At 71.3% G+C, this 17244-nt stretch carries 17 protein-coding genes; 9 read left to right on the forward strand and 8 right to left on the reverse strand.

The genetic code is table 11. The features are described 5' to 3' along the window. Positions 1 to 44: 44 nt before the first annotated feature. Positions 45 to 848 carry an enoyl-CoA hydratase-related protein gene (locus ACIPWY_RS30310; protein ID WP_362903742.1) on the reverse strand — a complete coding sequence of 268 codons (804 nt, stop codon included), beginning with the start codon at positions 846 to 848 and terminating at the stop codon, positions 45 to 47. A 312-nt stretch (positions 849 to 1160) separates the two neighbouring features. Here ACIPWY_RS30310 and ACIPWY_RS30315 point away from each other — a divergent pair, with 312 nt between their 5' ends. Next, positions 1161 to 1328, forward strand: a complete 168-nt coding sequence (locus ACIPWY_RS30315) for a DUF3117 domain-containing protein (RefSeq protein ID WP_003966491.1) — start codon at positions 1161 to 1163, stop codon at positions 1326 to 1328. Between the two features lie 147 nt (positions 1329 to 1475). On the opposite strand, the gene ACIPWY_RS30320 is transcribed toward ACIPWY_RS30315, so the two are convergent. Further along, positions 1476 to 2174 carry an O-methyltransferase gene (locus tag ACIPWY_RS30320; RefSeq protein WP_362903988.1) on the reverse strand — a complete coding sequence of 233 codons (699 nt, stop codon included), beginning with the start codon at positions 2172 to 2174 and terminating at the stop codon, positions 1476 to 1478. A gap of 156 nt (positions 2175 to 2330) precedes the next feature. Here ACIPWY_RS30320 and sigE point away from each other — a divergent pair, with 156 nt between their 5' ends. The 5 genes from sigE to ACIPWY_RS30345 all read left to right on the forward strand — a co-directional run bounded on the left by sigE (position 2331) and on the right by ACIPWY_RS30345 (position 8071). Then, complete coding sequence (gene sigE, locus ACIPWY_RS30325) at positions 2331 to 3104, forward strand: RNA polymerase sigma factor SigE (protein WP_393703662.1); 774 nt, start codon at positions 2331 to 2333, stop codon at positions 3102 to 3104. Continuing rightward, positions 3101 to 4084, forward strand: coding sequence for a zf-HC2 domain-containing protein (locus tag ACIPWY_RS30330; RefSeq protein ID WP_401535844.1), 984 nt, complete (start codon positions 3101 to 3103; stop codon positions 4082 to 4084). The genes sigE and ACIPWY_RS30330 overlap by 4 nt, the downstream gene beginning before the upstream one ends. 169 nt (positions 4085 to 4253) lie before the next feature. Further along, complete coding sequence (locus ACIPWY_RS30335) at positions 4254 to 6437, forward strand: trypsin-like peptidase domain-containing protein (RefSeq protein ID WP_401535846.1); 2184 nt, start codon at positions 4254 to 4256, stop codon at positions 6435 to 6437. 192 nt (positions 6438 to 6629) lie between these two features. Further along, positions 6630 to 7082: a sec-independent translocase gene (locus tag ACIPWY_RS30340; protein ID WP_362903752.1), complete on the forward strand. Its 453-nt coding sequence runs from the start codon at positions 6630 to 6632 to the stop codon at positions 7080 to 7082. Between the two features lie 323 nt (positions 7083 to 7405). Then, on the forward strand, positions 7406 to 8071 hold the full coding sequence (locus ACIPWY_RS30345; RefSeq protein WP_362903754.1) for a hypothetical protein: 666 nt from the start codon (positions 7406 to 7408) through the stop codon (positions 8069 to 8071). 91 nt (positions 8072 to 8162) lie between these two features. Here the strand turns inward: ACIPWY_RS30345 and ACIPWY_RS30350 are convergent, their stop codons facing one another. The 3 genes from ACIPWY_RS30350 to ACIPWY_RS30360 are packed head-to-tail and all read right to left on the reverse strand — an operon-like array spanning position 8163 to position 11188. Next, the gene (locus tag ACIPWY_RS30350) at positions 8163 to 9296 is read right to left on the reverse strand and encodes an Mrp/NBP35 family ATP-binding protein (RefSeq protein WP_362903756.1); all 1134 of its coding nucleotides are present in this window, start codon (positions 9294 to 9296) and stop codon (positions 8163 to 8165) included. Positions 9297 to 9339: 43 nt separating this feature from the next. Beyond that, complete coding sequence (locus tag ACIPWY_RS30355) at positions 9340 to 9915, reverse strand: DUF1003 domain-containing protein (RefSeq protein ID WP_362903758.1); 576 nt, start codon at positions 9913 to 9915, stop codon at positions 9340 to 9342. Continuing rightward, the gene (locus ACIPWY_RS30360; protein WP_401535850.1) at positions 9902 to 11188 is read right to left on the reverse strand and encodes a magnesium transporter MgtE N-terminal domain-containing protein; all 1287 of its coding nucleotides are present in this window, start codon (positions 11186 to 11188) and stop codon (positions 9902 to 9904) included. The genes ACIPWY_RS30355 and ACIPWY_RS30360 overlap by 14 nt, the downstream gene beginning before the upstream one ends. Before the next feature lie 177 nt (positions 11189 to 11365). On the opposite strand from ACIPWY_RS30360, the gene ACIPWY_RS30365 reads away from it, so the two are divergent. Further along, on the forward strand, positions 11366 to 12118 hold the full coding sequence (locus tag ACIPWY_RS30365) for a hypothetical protein (RefSeq protein ID WP_393703653.1): 753 nt from the start codon (positions 11366 to 11368) through the stop codon (positions 12116 to 12118). 48 nt (positions 12119 to 12166) lie between these two features. On the opposite strand, the gene ACIPWY_RS30370 is transcribed toward ACIPWY_RS30365, so the two are convergent. After that, positions 12167 to 12667: a hypothetical protein gene (locus tag ACIPWY_RS30370; RefSeq protein WP_362903992.1), complete on the reverse strand. Its 501-nt coding sequence runs from the start codon at positions 12665 to 12667 to the stop codon at positions 12167 to 12169. Between the two features lie 116 nt (positions 12668 to 12783). After that, a complete protein-coding gene (locus ACIPWY_RS30375) occupies positions 12784 to 13899 on the reverse strand; it encodes a magnesium and cobalt transport protein CorA (protein WP_362903761.1) in 1116 nt (371 codons plus the stop codon). A gap of 462 nt (positions 13900 to 14361) precedes the next feature. Between ACIPWY_RS30375 and ACIPWY_RS30380 the strand changes: the two genes are divergently transcribed. Further along, positions 14362 to 14958, forward strand: coding sequence for a suppressor of fused domain protein (locus ACIPWY_RS30380; RefSeq protein ID WP_362903763.1), 597 nt, complete (start codon positions 14362 to 14364; stop codon positions 14956 to 14958). A 99-nt stretch (positions 14959 to 15057) separates the two neighbouring features. On the opposite strand, the gene ACIPWY_RS30385 is transcribed toward ACIPWY_RS30380, so the two are convergent. Further along, positions 15058 to 16323, reverse strand: coding sequence for an MFS transporter (locus tag ACIPWY_RS30385; RefSeq protein ID WP_401535853.1), 1266 nt, complete (start codon positions 16321 to 16323; stop codon positions 15058 to 15060). Between the two features lie 239 nt (positions 16324 to 16562). On the opposite strand from ACIPWY_RS30385, the gene ACIPWY_RS30390 reads away from it, so the two are divergent. Further along, positions 16563 to 17201, forward strand: coding sequence for a DUF6758 family protein (locus tag ACIPWY_RS30390; protein WP_362903767.1), 639 nt, complete (start codon positions 16563 to 16565; stop codon positions 17199 to 17201). Positions 17202 to 17244: the final 43 nt, after the last annotated feature.

Genomic DNA, 17244 nt, shown 5'->3' on the forward strand with positions numbered 1-17244 from the left:
TACCGCGGCGCGTCCTGGCGCGGCACTTCCTGCCGCGGCACTTCCTAGCGGCCCAGGTACTTCGGCTTCTCCTTGGCGATGAAGGCCTGCACCGCGATGGCGTGGTCCTCCGACGCGCCCGCCCTCGACTGGAGTTCGTCCTCCTTGCCGAGGGACTCGTCCAGCGTGTGACCCGCCGCGAACGCGAGAGACTCCTTCAGTGCCGCGTACGCCACCGTCGGACCCTCGGCCAGCGAACGCGCCAGCTTCCGCGCCTCCTCGGCCAGTTCGGCCGAGGGCACGACCCGGTTCGCGATCCCGAGTTCGTACGCCTCCTGCGCCTTCACCGAGCGAGGGAACAGCAGCAGGTCGGCGGCGCGCCCGGGGCCCACCACGCGCGGCAGCGTCCAGGACACACCCGAGTCCGCGGTCAGGGCGACGCCCGCGAAGGACGTGTTGAAGGCGGCCGTGTCCGAGACGATCCGGTAGTCGGCGGCGAGCGCGAAGCCGAAACCGGCCCCCGCGGCCACACCGTTGACCGCGGCCACGACGGGCTTGGGCATCTGCGTCAGAGCCCGCAGGATCGGGTTGTAGTGCTCGCGCACGGTGTTCATGGTGCGGCCGGTGCCGGCCTCGCGGTCGGCCATCAGGGAGCCCACGTGCTCCTTGAGGTCCTGGCCCACACAGAACGCCCGGTCACCCGCGGCGGTGAGCAGCACGGCCCGTACCGCACCGTCCGCCGCAGCCGCCTGCGCCGCGTCCCGGAAGGCGACCTTGGATTCGGTGTTCATCGCGTTCATCGCCTCGGGGCGGTTGAGCGTGATGGTCGCGAGCCCGTCGCTCACCTCGTAGAGAACGCTGTCGGCCATGGAACCCCTCCAACTGATGCGGCTCGGTCGTCGTCAGTGCTCAGCATGACGGAGATCACGGTCCACGGCGGGGCCCACGCATGTGACCTGCGTCAAAGAATCAGGTCGCGGGAGAGTGGCGAAGGAGGCGCAGTATCGCAGTCACATTGCCGAATTGAGTGGTTTTGCTCAACCGCGTTGCGCAAGCGATGCCGACCGAAGTTGGTCATCGGGTCCTGCGATGCGGGATAATGGCCAAGAAGCAATGTGTTCGATGCCGGTGACACCTGGGTTGTCGGCTGCGATGAGCTGGTTTCAGGAAGGGGAACGAGCATGGCGGCCATGAAGCCGCGGACGGGCGACGGCCCGCTCGAGGTGACCAAGGAGGGGCGGGGCATCGTCATGCGCGTTCCGCTCGAAGGCGGCGGTCGACTTGTCGTCGAGCTGACTCCGGACGAGGCCGATGCACTCGGCGATGCCCTCAAGAAGGTCGTCGGCTGACGCGGAAGCGACCATACCTTTCAACTGCCCCGGTGCCACAAGCGGTGCCGGGGCAGTTGTGTATCCACAGGTCAGGCCACGTTTAGGGGCAATCTGAAGATCTTTTACGGGGTACGGGACGCGGAGTGTGGGGTGCGGGGCGCAGCGTCAGCGCTTCACGGCGCAGAGCAGCCCGTCGCCGACCGGCAGCAGCGAGGGCACCAGGTCCTGGGCCTCGCGCACCGCCCGCAGCAGCTCCCGCATCCGCAGGACCTCCGCCGGCTGGGGACCCGAATCGACCGTGCGGCCGTCGGCGAAGACGCCCTCGAAACAGACCAGCCCGCCAGGTCGCAACAGGCGCAACGATTCAGCGAGGTAGTCGAGGCACTCGGTCCGGTCGCCGTCGCAGAACACGAGGTCGTAGCCGCTGTCCGCGAGCCGCGGCAGTACGTCGAGAGCCCGTCCGGGGATGAAACGCGCCCGATTGTTCGCGAATCCGGCGGCGCGGAACGCCTGCCGGGCGAACTGCTGCCGCTCCGGCTCCGGATCCACCGTGGTCAGGACACCATCGGGCCGCATGCCGTGCAGCAGATGGATTCCGGACACCCCGGTCCCCGTGCCGATCTCGGCCACCGCCTTGGCGCCCACGGTGGCAGCGAGCATCCGCAGCGCGGCGCCCGCGCCGGGCGACACCGGGCGGGTGCCGGCCTCACGGGCCCGGTCCCGGGCCCAGCGCAGCGCGTCGTCCTCGGCGACAAAGGCGTCGGCGAACGCCCAGCTCGTCTGCCGGTTGCCGGTAATGGCCCTCTCCTGTCCCCGTGGTTGCCTGCGCGTGACTGTATCCGTTGGTGGCGGGAACTCGCAGATGGGACCGGGCGTTTAAGAGGGCAGGGGAAAACGGCGAGGGAAAGAGCGCGGGGGTGGCCGGTGGACCGACAGAGCAAACAGCGCAGGCGAAGCGCCCGGCGCCCTCAGGCAAATCTCAGTAAAAACGCTTATCCGGAGCTAACGGGCGAGGTGGCTATGGTAGGGGCTCCACTGGACACCACCAGAGCCGATAGGGGAGGTGCGGCTGCGCCTGTGGATCGGGGAGGAGCGCTGCGGCGCTTTCTCAGGTCGGCGGGTGAGCCGAAATCCGTGACCAACACTGCTGACCGTTCCAACGCCGCTCATTCCGCGCAGACCGCGACCTTTGCCGCTGATGCGGAATCGCAGGCGTGGACTCCTCCGACCTGGGAGGAGATCGTCAGCACGCACAGCGGCCGGGTCTACCGCCTCGCCTACCGCCTGACGGGTAACCAGCACGACGCCGAGGACCTCACGCAAGAAGTCTTCGTCCGCGTCTTCCGCTCGCTGTCGACGTACACGCCCGGCACCTTCGAGGGCTGGCTGCACCGCATCACCACGAACCTCTTCCTCGACATGGTGCGCCGCAAGCAGCGCATCCGCTTCGACGCCCTCGGGGACGACGCGGCCGAACGCCTGCCGAGCCGCGAGCCGTCGCCGCAGCAGGTCTTCCACGACACGCACTTCGACGCGGACGTCCAGCAGGCGCTGGACACCCTCGCGCCCGAATTCCGCGCGGCCGTCGTCCTGTGCGACATCGAGGGCCTCTCGTACGAGGAGATCGCCGCGACCCTGGGCGTCAAGCTCGGCACGGTCCGCAGCCGCATCCACCGCGGCCGCTCCCAGTTGCGCAAGGCCCTGCAGCACCGGTCGCCCGAGGCACGCGCCGAGCGTCGCTCCCTCGCGGCCACGGGCGTTCCCGCGCTTGGAGGAGGGGGCGCGACCGCGTGAGTGGATCACGTCCGGACCCCGCCGAGCGGCAGCTCTCCGAGCATCATCTGGGAGACCGGCTCGCCGCCCTCGTCGACGGCGAGCTGGGCCATGACGCCCGCGAGCGGGGCCTCGCCCATCTGGCCACCTGTCCGAAGTGCAAGGCCGAGGCCGACGCGCAGCGGCGGCTGAAGAGCGTCTTCGCCGAGGCGGCACCGCCGCCCCCGACCGAGAGTTTCCTTGCCCGTCTCCAGGGGCTCCCCGGGGGAGGTGGCGACTCGGACGGCGGCGGCACCCCGTTCGGCGGGGGAGGACTCGGCGGCAGAGGCTTCGGGAGCGGGGTCTTCGGAGTAGACCCCGACCCCTTCGGCTACGCCCCGACCGGCCGTCACAACGCGTTGCTCGCCGGCGCCCCCGCCGCGGAGCGCGGCTTCCGCATCCATGAGGTCGGCCGCGGCGACACCGACCGCGCGGCCTCCCGCGGGCGCCGCTTCGCGTTCGCCGCGGCCGGTGCGGTGTCGCTCGCCGCGATCGCGCTCGGCGGCGTCTCCACCGGCGTTCCCGCCGACACGGGCGGCGACGTCCGGGGCGGCGGTTCGGGCAGCAACGCGACGCCCGCTCGCACCCAGAGCGCCGGTGTCGCCACGGCGGCCGAGACGCAGCGCCGCCGGAACGTGTCGCCGATGCTCGGCCAGCGGGCGGGCGGCGCGCTGAACGCGCCGGTCGCCGCCACGGAGTCGGGCGCACCCCTGCTGTCCGGTGCGGCCACGCAGCAGGGCGCCCAGAGCGCCGTGTATCCGCTGGCGGCCCCGCTCCTCAGCGGGATCACGACGCTGTCTCCCCTGATACGTCCCGCCGCGCCCGTCCCCGCATTGCCCCTGTCGGGCGTCGGCACCGCTTTCGAAGGTCCCGGGTCGAGCCTGGAGGCGAGCCCCGGGTCCAGCCTCACGGCGGCCCCCGCGGCGCCGCCCTCCGGCACGCCCACGGCCTCCGCCCGCTGACCCTGCCCTCTGCGCGCCGGTCCGCGAACCTGGTTGAATCCATGGTGAGCGGCCGCGCCCGCCGGGCGATCCCGGGGCGCGGCGCCGACGGGCGGTCCGACTGGGGCGATCGCCGTATAGCTGCCCGCGGGACGTTGCCGCGGGCCAGGTGTGGGGAGAGCGGCGGAACATGGACGAGGGGAAGCCCACAAAGGCGAAGTGGTGGAGCCGCCCCCGGCCCAACGGGGGCGCACCGCGCGACGACGGGGACGTTTCGCGCGACGACGGCGACTTCGAACTGGCGCAGCCTGCGCCGGCTGCGGGCCCAGACGATGTCGGGGTCGCCGCGGGTGGTGCGGCGGGGGATGTGTCCGACGCCCAGGCCGATACGGCAGATGCGTTCGCCGGGGGCGATGGGGGCTCGGGTGACGGGGCGTCGGTTGAGGGCGCCGGCGCCGGTAGTGGATCTGGCGCTGTTTCTGGTGCTGGTGAGAACTCGGGAGACCGTGCCGCGGCTGCTGATGTTGTGGCCGCTGAAGGTCCTGGCGATCCCGGTCAGGTCGCCGGTGCGGGCGCCGGTGCCGGTGGAGTGGTGGCCGAGGGATCCGCTGGGGCTACCGGTGAACCCGTAACGGTTGATCAGGATGCCGCGCGGCAGGCGCGGCCTCGTCCTCTGCATGCCCCGGACCCCTACGGCACCCCGCCGTACGGTGAGCCCGGGCCCTGGGCGCCCGCGCCGCCGGTTCAGCACCCCGCCGCCACGCCTGCGCAGGGCACGGTCATGCCGTCCCCGGCCCACGCCACGCCCACGCTGTCTCCGGCCCACGGCATGGTTCAGCATCCGGCCGCCGCCACGCCTGCTCACGGCACGGCCATGCCGTCCGGAGGAGTCGGTACGCCTCCGCCGTATGCCGGCACACCTCCGCTGTCCGGAGGCGGTACACCTCCGCCGTATGCCGGCACACCTCCGCTGTCCGGAGGCGGTACACCTCCGCCGTACGCCGGCGGACCGATGCCCCACGCCGCTCCGTACGTCCCGCACCCCGCCGCTGCCCCGCAGCCCGGCCCGCACCCGGCGGATCAGGCGCCGGCCCCTGTCGAACAGCAGGCCCACCACGGAGCGCCGCCGCTCGCGAGTGCCCCGGAGGGGCCCGGGGCGGCCCCGGGCGGACCCGGGCTCAACCCGCCCCCGCCCGGAGGGCCCTGGCAGCGGTATGACCCCTGGAGCGCACCCGCGCCCGCGAACGGGCAGCGGCGGGGGGCCAGGCGGGGGCGGCGGCTGCTCGTCGTCTGGACCGTCGTGGTCGCGCTCGTCGCGGGAGGGATCGGCGGCGTCGTCGGCACGTATCTGGAGCGCGACGGTGCGTCCTCCGACGTGGAACTGCCGCAGGCCGACGCCGAGTCCGCGAAGCGCGACCCCGGCAGCATCGCCGGTATCGCGGCCCGCGCCCTGCCGGGCGTCGTCACGATCCACGTCAGTGGCTCCGACACCCAGGGCACCGGCACCGGCTTCGTCCTCGACGACCGGGGACACATCCTCACCAACAACCACGTCGTCGAACCGGCCGGCGGCAGTGGTGACATATCGGTCACCTTCAGCGGAGGTGAGACCGCCAAGGCCGAGGTGATCGGCCGCGACTCCGGCTACGACCTCGCCGTCGTCAAGGTCACCGGCGTGCGCGGGCTCAAGCCCCTCGCCCTCGGCAATTCGGAGAACGTCCAGGTCGGCGACCCCGTCGTGGCCATCGGCGCCCCCTTCGACCTGGCCAACACGGTGACCTCGGGGATCATCAGCGCCAAGGAGCGGCCCATCACGGCCGGCGGCGAGAAGGGTGACGGCAGCGACGTCAGCTACGTCGACGCGTTGCAGACCGACGCGCCCATAAACCCGGGCAACTCGGGCGGCCCGCTGGTCGATTCGCAGGCCCGCGTCATCGGCATCAACAGCGCCATCCGCTCCGCCGACAGCGGCTCGGACCTGGAGGGCGGCCAGGCCGGTTCGATCGGCCTCGGCTTCGCCATCCCCATCAACCAGGGCAAGCGCGTGGCCGAGGAGCTGATCAACACGGGCCGGGCCACCCACCCCGTGATCGGCGTCACGCTCGACATGGACTACTCGGGTGACGGAGCCCGTGTCGCCACGAAGGGCAACAACGGCGGTTCGCCGGTGAATCCGGGCGGCCCCGGCGCCAAGGCCGGGATCAAGGGCAGCGACGTCGTCACCGCGGTGGACGGGGCGCGCATCCACTCCGCCGAGGAGCTCATCGTCAAGATCCGTTCCCACCGGCCCGGGGACCGCCTCGCCCTGACCGTGGAACGGGACGGCAAGGAGCGCAAGGTGACCCTCGTCCTCGGCTCGGCGGACGGCAGCTGACGGGCAGCCGGCGGGCGCCCTGACGGGCCCCGTCGGAGCTCGGCGGCAAGCGCTTGTGCGACGGCTGAGCCCAGACGTAGCCCAGTGGCTACCCGGCAGACAGCATCGCCGGGTACCGTGGACCCGGTCCGGAACCCGGAAGACCTGCCACGGAGACCTGCTGCGGGCCTGAGGACACGCTAGGAGCGCAAGGTGTTCAACGACATAGGCCTACCCGAGCTGCTGACGCTCATCGTCCTCGGCGTGCTCGTTTTCGGCCCGGACAAGCTGCCGAAGGTCATCCAGGACGTGACGCGCACGATCCGTAAGATCCGCGAGTTCTCGGACAGCGCCAAGCGGGACATCCGTGAGGAACTCGGCCCGGAGTTCAAGGACTTCGAGTTCGAGGACCTCAACCCGAAGACGTTCATCCGCAAGCGGCTGGACAGCGACGAGCTCGGCCTGAAAGAGATCCGGAACGGCTTCGACCTGAAGAAGGAGATGGCCGAGGTCACGGAGGCGGTGCAGAGCGTGGACGAGGCGTCGTCCGGCTCCGGGGCCGCCGCCGCGTCGTCCGGCTCTGCTCCCGCCAAGATCGACATGCAGAAGAAGCCCGAGAAGCCGGCGGCGGACGACCACCCGCCGTACGACGCCGACGCGACCTGACCGCGTCGCGACATGCGACCTGGCGGGCCGGCCTCTTTTCGGGGGGTCGGTTCGCCCTCGCGGTTCGCGCTGCAGGACTCCGAGGCGACCCGACCGCGTAGCGTCACGCCATTCGGCGGCCCGGCCCGGCCTGTTCCCCGGCGCCCGCCTGCCCCCGCAGCTCCCCCCTCGCACCGCCGGCGACCCGCCCCGCGTACCTGTCGGAACCCGGGGTCTCCTGCCCGGGTGTGGCATCCTGCCTTGTTGTTGCGCGGATCGGTGGCGAGGACGCCCGAGGGGGGTGGGCCGCCGCGGTTCGACTGAGCTAGGAGGCGGCCGGGTACATGGAGACGACGAGTCGGGTAGGCGCGCAGGCGCCCGCGGCGCAAGGGGCCCCCGAGGTTCTGACGGCCCGGCGCACGGTCGACGGCTACCTGCTGGCGCCCTTCCCGTGGTACGGCCTCGACGAGGCGTTCACGGGACCGCGGCGGCTGATGCCGGTCGGCACCTCGGCGGAGGGCGCCGTGGAGCACGGTTCCATCGGGCACGGCGACGAGCCCACCGTGCGGAGCGAAGGGCCCGCGGGCAGGGGCGACAAGGAGCGGTTCGTGGTCGTCGTGAGCGTGGCGGCCAGCCCGGTGCGGCGCAGCGCCGACGGTACGGGCGTCCTGGAGGCGACCTCGGTCTCCTCGGCGGCCTGGCTCGCCGGAGTCGGCCTGCTCAACGTCACATGGCCGGGGCAGATGGACCACACTCTGCGCGACGACTGGCTGGACCAGCAGACCGAGACCGCGTGGACCCTCGCGGACGACCTCGAGGGCGCGGACTGGACGACGCTGTCCCTGCCGGTGGACGGCGTCCCGACGCCGTTCCACTACCGGGAGACGGAGTTCGGCTGGGTCCTCGCCGGGTCGACGCAGGAGGGCGTGCACCTGGGGGCGTACGGGCGCGGCATGAGCGCGTACGGCCTGGGCTTCTCGATGATCAAGGACATCGAGACCTACGAGTAGTGAAGAACATCGGCGCCCACGAGTAGCGGGCGCTGTACGCCGATGGGGCACGGTCGACGCGACCGTGCCCCATCGGCGTAATCCCTGAGGGTCAGAACTTGTTGCGCGGGGTGATTCCCAGCGACATGCCCGACAGGCCGCGCGCGCGGCCGCCCAGCTTGCCGGCGATGGCGCGCAGGGCCGCGCCCGCGGGGGACTCGGGGTCGGTCAGGACGACCGGCTTGCCCTCGTCGCCGCCCTCGCGCAGCCGGACGTCGATCGGGATGGAGCCGAGCACCGGGACGTTCGCCCCGGTCGTCCGCGTGAGGCCCTCGGCGACGCGCTCGCCGCCGCCCGTGCCGAAGACGTCGACCATCTCGCCGCAGTGCGGGCACGGCAGGCCCGCCATGTTCTCGACTACACCGACGATCTTCTGGTGGGTCTGGACCGCGATGGAGCCGGCGCGCTCGGCGACCTCGGCCGCCGCCTGCTGGGGCGTCGTGACGACGAGGATCTCCGCGTTCGGGACGAGCTGCGCGACGGAGATCGCGATGTCGCCCGTGCCCGGCGGCAGGTCGAGGAGCAGGACGTCCAGGTCGCCCCAGAACACGTCGGCGAGGAACTGCTGGAGCGCGCGGTGCAGCATCGGGCCGCGCCACACGACCGGCGCGTTGCCCGGCGTGAACATGCCGATCGAGATGACCTTCACGCCGTTCGCGGACGGCGGCATGATCATGTTCTCGACCTGGGTGGGCCGCCCCTCGGCGCCCAGCATGCGCGGCACGCTGTGGCCGTAGATGTCGGCGTCCACGACGCCGACCTTCAGGCCGTCGGCGGCCATCGCGGCCGCGAGGTTCACCGTCACCGAGGACTTGCCGACGCCGCCCTTGCCGGAGGCCACCGCGTACACGCGGGTCAGCGAGCCGGGCTTGGCGAAGGGCACCTCACGCTCGGCCGTGCCGCCGCGCAGCGCGGCGGCGAGTTCCTTGCGCTGCTCGTCGCCCATCACGTCCAGCGTGACGTCGACGCGCGTGACGCCCTCGACGGCCGCGACCGCGTCGGTCACGTTCTTCGTGATGGTCTCGCGCATGGGGCAGCCGGAGACCGTGAGGTACACGGTGACCGCGACCGCGCCGTCCGCGCCGATCTCCACCGATTTGACCATCCCCAGCTCGGTGATGGGTCGCTGGATCTCGGGGTCGTTCACCGTCGCCAGTGCTTCGCGCACCGCGTCTTCCGTAGCCATACGCCGATAGTACGGCGCGGTAACCCTTGTCCGGAAAGCCCTGTCAACGGTCGTCTACGTCACGTCGGTGACCTGCGTCCGAAGCGGAGGCGGTCGGGAAGGTCACGCGGTGGTCCTCCAGCTCCTTGAGCAGGTCCTGGAGTTCGGAGCGGATCCAGTCGCGGGTGGCGACCTCGCCGAGGCCCATCCGCAGGGCGGCGACCTCGCGGCTGAGGTACTCGGTGTCGGCGATGGACCGCTCGTTCTGCTTGCGGTCCTGTTCGAGGTTGACCTTGTCCCGGTCGTCCTGCCGGTTCTGCGCGAGCAGGATGAGCGGAGCGGCGTACGACGCCTGGAGCGAGAGCATCAGGGTCAGGAAGATGAACGGGTACTGGTCGAAGCGCAGGCTGCTCGGCGCGGAGACGTTCCACACCACCCACGCGATGATGATCACCGTCATCCAGACGATGAACCGGCCCGTCCCCAGGAACCGGGCGATCCGCTCCGAGAGGCGTCCGAAGGCCTCCGGGTCGTAGTCCGGCAGCAGTTTGCGGCGCGGGGGGCGCGGCAGGTCGAGCCGGAAGCGCGGCGCCCGCGCGGCCTCGGGACGCCCGTCCCGCTCGCGCTCAGCCGGCGCCATGGCTCACCTCCCCGTCGGCCAGGTGGAACTCCTGCTCGCGCCAGTCCTCCGGCAGCATGTGGTCGAGGACGTCGTCCACGGTGACGGCGCCGAGCAGCGACCCGCTCTCGTCGACGACGGGCGCCGCCACCATGTCGTACGTCGCGAAGAACCCGGCGACGACCGGGAGCGCGGCGGCCGGCGCGAGGGCCTGGAGGTCGTCGTCGAGCATCGACGAGACCAGCGTGTACGGGGGGTCGCGCAGCAGCCGCTGGAAGTGCACCGTGCCGAGGTACTTGCCGGTGGGCGTCTCGTCCGGCGGCCGGCACACGTACACCTGAGCGGCGAGCGCGGGGGAGAGGTCGGGGTTGCGGACCCGGGCGAGCGCGTCGGCGACGGTCGCGTCGGGCCGCAGCACGATCGGCTCGGTCGTCATCAGACCGCCCGCCGTCCGTTCCTCGTACGCCATCAGGCGCCGCACGTCGGCGGCGTCCGAGGGCTGCATCAGCGCGAGCAGCCGCTCCTTGTCGTCCTCGGGCAGCTCGCGGAGCAGGTCGGCCGCGTCGTCGGGGTCCATCTCCTCCAGGACGTCGGCGGCGCGCTCCTCCTTGAGCTTGCCGAGGATCTCGATCTGGTCGTCCTCGGGCAGCTCCTCCAGGACGTCCGCGAGGCGCTCGTTCGTCAGGGCCGACGCGACCTCGGCACGGCGCTTGGACGAGAGGTGGTGCAGGACGTTGGCGAGGTCGGCCGGGCGCAGCTGCTCGAACGTGGCGAGGAGGTTCTCGGCGCCCTGCCCGTGCTCCTCGAGCGAGAACCCGTCGACGGCCGACCACTCGACGGTGAGCGTCTCGCCCTTGGCCCGGCGGAACGCGCCGCCGCCCTTGCCCTTCCGCACGAAGACCCGGTCGATCTCCCAGTCCCTGCGCGCCGGCAACTGCTGGACGGAGACGTCCAGGACCGTCACCTCCTCGCCGGACTCGACGAGCCGCACCCGCCGGTCGAGCATCTCGCCGAGGACGAGCCGCTCGGTGGGCCGCTGCTCGAAGCGCCGCACGTTCAGTACGCCGGTGGTGATGACCTGGCCGGACTCGATGCCGGTCACGCGGGTCATCGGCAGGAAGATGCGGCGCCGCGTGGAGAGCTCCACGACGAGCCCGAGCAGCCGGGGCGGGCGGCGGCCGACGCGCAGCATGGCGACGAGATCGCGGACGCGCCCCACCATGTCGCCGTTGGGGTCGAAGACGGCGATGCCGGAGAGATGCGAGACGAAGATCCGGGGGGCGCCTGCCGCCATGCGCCGCGCCTCCTTTACATTCGCATTTGTCCTGAAGGTGTGCTTCAGGCTAGCCCGTCCCGGTCCCGTGCGCCTTTGCGCTGCGTCCGGACGGACTGGCTCCGTTCGCCGCAGGTGACACGGGTACGCTGCCGTTCTGCCGCCGAGCAAGACGTCGTACGAGAGGTAGCGCGAGCCGTGACCGTACTTCCCCTGGCCCGCCGTTCCCCTGGGATTCTTCTGGTGGGCGTGATGTGCCTCGGGCTCGCGGCGTGCAGCAGCGAGGATCCGGACGCGGGCACGAACGGCGTCGCCAAACTGACCGCCCCGAAGATCCAGAGCCGCACCGTGAAGGCCGCGCAGGGCGCCGGGGCCGTGCATCTGTCCGGCACGTTGGTCAGCAGCGGACACTCGTACAAGATCGACATGCGGCTCAAGGACGAGGGCGGCACGGGATCCGTCACGGCGGGCGGCCGGACCTTCCAGCTGCTGCGGGTCAAGGAGCATCTGTTCCTGAAGGCCGACGCGGACTTCTGGACGCACCAGGACAGCAAGGGTTCGGGCGGCACGGCGCAGGGGGACACGGCGGCCGCCGCCGACAAGCTCGACGGCAAGTACGTCAAGGTCCCGCAGGGCGACCCGGCCTACAAACGCCTGAGCGGCTTCACCGTCAAGGGCGCGCTCCTGGACGGCCTGCTCACGCTGCACGGCAAGGTGGAGAAGGGTGACCGGGGTTCGGCGGGCGGCGTGCGCACGGTCGAACTCACCGGCGACAAGGGCTCCGGCGGCACGCTCGACGTCTCACTCGAAGGCACCCCGTACCCGCTGCGCCTGGAACGCGCGGGCGGCGCGGGCACGCTCCAACTCACCGACTGGGGCAAGGACTTCACGCTCCGCGAGCCGGGCAAGGGCGAGACGGTGGACTACGGGGCCCAGCTCCCGACGTCCTGAGGCCGCTTGCCTGAGGCCCTCATGCCTGAGGCCCTCTTGAAAGGCCCCCTACTTCCCGCGCCGCTTGCGGCGGAGCAGGAGGCTGGGGAGCGCCGCCGGGGCCTCGCGGCGGGTGGTTGCCGTCGTGGCGAGCGGCGCGGCGGCCTGCGCCTCGGACGACGGCGGGAGCGTGGACCCCGTCGGCTCCAGGCGGAGCACCCGGCACTCGCGTGCCCAGCGCTCCGGCATCGCCTCGCCGTCCGGCGCGTTCAGGCGCTTGCCCTTCAGCTCGGCGACCGCCGCCTCCCACGCCTCGGAGTGCGGGGCGAGCTCGACGACCCGGGCCGCCCAGCCCACGAGACGCCCGCCCTTGTCCTTGCTGCGCACGGTGACGGTCGCCGGCCCGCCGTCGGCGAGGCCGGGGAGCGGCTGCTCGCCGGGCCCGTCACCGACCAGATTCGCCGCGCCCTCGTGCCACACGTGCCACAGAGCGCGCTCGGTGCCGGAGGCCCCCCGTACCCAGATGAGGCCGGACTTCTTGGTGGCCTCCTCGACGAGGGCCTGGTCCATCAACGCGGGCGCCGCGGAGCGGCTCGTCGAGGGGCGGTGGTCGGGAGAAGGGCTGGCCAGATCCGTCATGGGCGTCAGCCTAGAGCGTGTCCGTCCAGAGCCTGTCCGTCGGCCGTTCAGAGCCACCCGTTCCGCTTCAGGATGCGGTGGATCGCGAAGCACGCGCCCACCGTGACGCCCAGGACGAGCGGGTAGCCGAACCGCCAGTGCAGTTCCGGCATGTGCTCGAAGTTCATTCCGTACACACCACAGACCATCGTCGGTACGGCGATGATCGCCGCCCAGGACGTGATCTTGCGCATGTCCTCGTTCTGCGCGACGGACGCCTGCGCGAGGTTGGCCTGGAGGATGGAGTTGAGCAGTTCGTCGAAACCGACGACCTGCTCCTGCACGCGCGCGAGGTGGTCGGCGACGTCACGGAAGTACTTCTGGATGTCCGGGTCGACCAGCCGCATCGGCCGCTCGCTCAGCAGCTGCATCGGCCGCTGGAGCGGCGCCACCGCCCGCTTGAACTCCAGGACCTCGCGCTTGAGCTGGTAGATCCGCCCGGCGTCGGTGCCGCGCGGAGCGCCCTTGCCCGTCTGCGAGAAGACGTCCGTCTCGACCTCGTCGATGTCGTCCTGCATCGCGTCGGCGACGGCGAGATACCCGTCGACGACATGGTCCGCGATGGCGTGGAGGACGGCGGACGGGCCCTTGGCGAGCAGCTCGGGATCGTCCTGGAGCCGGTGCCGCAGCGCCCGCAGGGAGCCCTGCCCGCCGTGCCGGACGGTGATGAAGAAGTCCCGTCCGGTGAAGCACATCACCTCGCCGGTCTCCACGACCTCGCTCGTCGCGGTGAGTTCGGCGTGCTCCACGTAGTGGATGGTCTTGAAGACGGTGAACAGGGTGTCGTCGTAGCGCTCCAGCTTGGGGCGCTGGTGGGCGTGGACGGCGTCCTCGACGGCGAGCGGGTGGAGCCCGAACTCGGCCGCGATACCGGCGAATTCGGACTCGGTCGGCTCGTGCAGCCCGATCCAGGCGAAGCCGCCGTCGCGGCGCGCCTTGCGGATCGCGACGGCGGGCGTCAGGCAGTCGCTGTCGTGGACGCGGGCGCCGTCGCGGTAGACGGCGCAGTCGACGACGGCTGTGGACGTCGACGGGTCGCGGGTGGTGTCGTACGGGGCTGACGTGCTGCCGGTCTCGCGCGGAGCGGGGCGTACGGCGGCGCGCAGGTCACGGATCATCGACATGGGCAGGCTCCTTCGCGGGCGGGAGCCGCCGGGTGGCCATACGGGTCGGCGCTAACCGGAATGAGGACGTCCTGACTGCGGATCCTGTGTGCACGTCCACAAAGCGGGGAGCACCGCACCGGCGCGGTGGCGGCTTCGCTACTGATTCAGATCAGGCGGAAACGAAGTGCTCTTCCGTGGTGCGCAGACAGACTGGAGCGTGCGCGGAAAGCCGGGAAAATGCGGCTCAGTGGCCGGAAGAGCGGGTGGTACTGCACGGTCGACTTCGGTCCATTGCAGCCCCACCTCCTCCGGCCGGTCCCCCGTGAGGGACGACGTCTCATCCCTCGCAGGGGACGTATGTAGGTCAGGAGCTCGAAAGCAACGCTTGGCGTGCTGCCCCTACCAGCGGCCAAGACTATCAGCCGACTGAAGAAGCGAGCCCACCCTTTACCCATCCGATGCGAGTTCTATGCTCGCGGCATGGGAGATGTTCTTGCTCTGGTCGAGGCCCGGCTGCGTACGGCCCTCGGTGAACCGGACGCGCGCGCCGCGGTCACGTTCCTAGGCACCGAACGCATCGAGGTGCTGCGCTTCACGGACGCCGCGGACACCGGCCTCGTGCGCTACGCCACGCTCGGTATGTCGGCCGCCCCGATGGCCGACCCGACGTCCGCGCTGGCCGACCCGCTCAAGGGCCCGCGCGCGGAGCTCGTGCTGTCGGTGCGCGCCGGCCGTGCCGACACCGACAAGGTGCTGCGCCCGCTCGCCGTGCTTGCCGCGTCACCGCAGGTCGAGGGAGTCGTCGTGGCCGCCGGAGCCTCGCTGGACGTGGGCGAGCCCCTGTGGCCCGGTGCCCCGTTCACGTCGGTGCTCGTCGCGGAGTCCGGGGGCCTCGTGGAGGACCTGGAACTGGACGATCCGCTGGATCCCGTACGGTTCCTGCCGCTGCTGCCGATGACGCAGAACGAGGCGGCGTGGAAGCGGGTGCACGGCGCGGCGGCCCTCGAGGAGAAGTGGCTGAACAGCGGCACGGACCTGCGCGATCCGCTCCGCAGGTCTGTGTCCCTGGATCAGTAGGGGAAGGGGCCAGTGGACGTCAGTAGGGATCGGTGGACGTCGGCAGGCGTCAGTAGGGATCGGTAGACGTCGGCAGGCGTAAGTAGGCGTCGGTGGACGTCAGTTCGCGAAGACGGAGATCCCGTCCTCGCCGGCGTGCTGCGGCTCCAGTTCCTCGGCCTCCTCGGTCAGGGCGTTCCTGCGCACCCAGACCACGACGGCGCCGAGCACGGCCGTGACCGCGGCGACCACGAACGGGATGTGGATGTCGGTCCACTCCTCGATCTTCGGGGCGAAGTACGGAGCGGCCGCGGCGGCGAACCAGCGGACGAAGTTGTAGCCGGCGCTCGCCACGGGCCGCGGCGCGTCCGAGACGCCGAGCGCGAGCTCCGTGTACACGGTGTTGTTCACGCCGATGAAGGCGCCGGACACGATCGTGCAGACGACGGCGGCGGTGTGACTGCCGTACCCGAGGACCAGGACATCGGCGGCGAGCAGGACCAGCGAGCCGCCGAGCACCTTGAGCGACCCGAAGCGGGCCTGCATGCGCGGCGCGACGATCACCGAGAAGAACGCGAGCAGCACACCCCAGGCGAAGAAGACGGCGCCCGACTTGTACGGGGTCATGTTCAGCACGAACGGCGTGAAGGCCAGGATCGTGAAGAACGTGTAGTTGTAGAAGAAGGCCGAGACCGCGGCCGAGGCGAGCCCGCCGTGGCCGAGTGCCTTGATCGGGTCGAGGATCGAGGTCTTCCTCGTGGGCCTGGGCTGTTCCTTCAGGAACGCCGTGATGCAGATGAACCCGATGGCCATCAGGGCCGCGGTGCCGAAGAACGGGTAGCGCCAGCTGGCATTGCCGAGCAGTGCGCCCAGAAGCGGCCCGCACGCCATGCCGAGGCCGAGCGCGGACTCGTAGAGCAGGATCGCGGCGGCCGAGCCGCCTGCCGCGGCGCCGACGATGACGGCGAGGGCCGTCGAGACGAACAGCGCGTTGCCGAGGCCCCATCCGGCGCGGAAGCCGACGAGTTCACCGACGGAGCCGGAGGTGCCGGCCAGCGCGGCGAAGACCACGACGAGCGCGAGTCCCGCGAGCAGCGTCTTCTTGCCGCCGATGCGGCTGGAGACGAACCCGGTCAGGAGCATCGCGACGGCGGTGATCAGGAAGTACGAGGTGAAGAGCAGGGAGACCTGACTGGGCGTCGCTTCCAGGCCCTTGGCGATCGAGGGCAGGATCGGGTCGACGAGACCGATGCCCATGAAGGCGACGACGGATGCCCCGGCGGTCGCCCAGACCGCCTTCGGCTGACGCAGCAGGCTGGTCGCCCCCGCGTCGAACGTGTCCCCTTCGGCGGGACCTCCTGCACTTCCTGTACTGCTGTGGCTCATGCCGGTTCCTCGCAATCGCGTCGTTCACTCGGAGTCCGCCCGTGATCGATCGCTGTCGCCCGTGATCTCCCGTGCCTTCCGGTGATCTCCAGCGATCGTTGGCGTATACACACAATAAATTAGTCCGGCTAACTAATGCAAGTTACATCTAGTTTTCCCGGGGGCGTGCGGTGAGGCCCCGCCCTCGGACGGGTGATCGTCCTTGACGGAGCGGGAGACGGGGAGGACCGTTGGGCCTTATGAGGGGCGAACCCAGTTGCCCGAAGTGTGGTGGCCGGGTCAGGGCTCCCGGCCTCTTCTCCGACTCCTGGCAGTGCGACGAGCACGGGGCGGTGCATCCGATGCAGCCCGTGATCCCGCCCAGCGTCGAGGCGCTCGGCGTCGTCGTGCATCGCGCCCAGGTGCCGGTGTGGATGCCGTGGCCGCTGCCCGTCGGGTGGCTGTTCACGGGAGTGGCCAGCGCGGGCGACGACCGCACGGGCGGCAGGGCCACCGCGGTGGCCTGCTCGGGCCCCGGACCGCTCGGCGGCGCGGGGGAGCTGCTGATCGTCGCGGAGGAGCTCGGCGTCGGCCTCGGCGCCCGTTACGCGGGCATCGACGGCCCCGACCCCGGCCCGTACATGACCGTAGGGAAGCCGCCCCAGGCCAAGATCCTCGCCGCCGGACGGCCCACCCCGATGTGGCACGTCTCCGGAACCCCCGACGACCGCGCGGTCTTCGCGGGCGAGGCGCGCGGGCTGTGGGTGTGGGCGATCGTGTGGCCCGAGCAGACCGGGCTCCTGTTGTACGACGAGCTGGTCCTGACCGACCTGCGCGACGCGGGCGCCGAGGTCGACCTGCTGCCGTGCGGCGCGCTGTCGCCGCGCATCCTGGCGTAAGGGGTCATCCGGGGGGACGACGGTGACGGGGGTGCTCCGGATC

Source organism: Streptomyces sp. NPDC090032 (assembly GCF_044748025.1).
Taxonomy (GTDB): domain Bacteria; phylum Actinomycetota; class Actinomycetes; order Streptomycetales; family Streptomycetaceae; genus Streptomyces.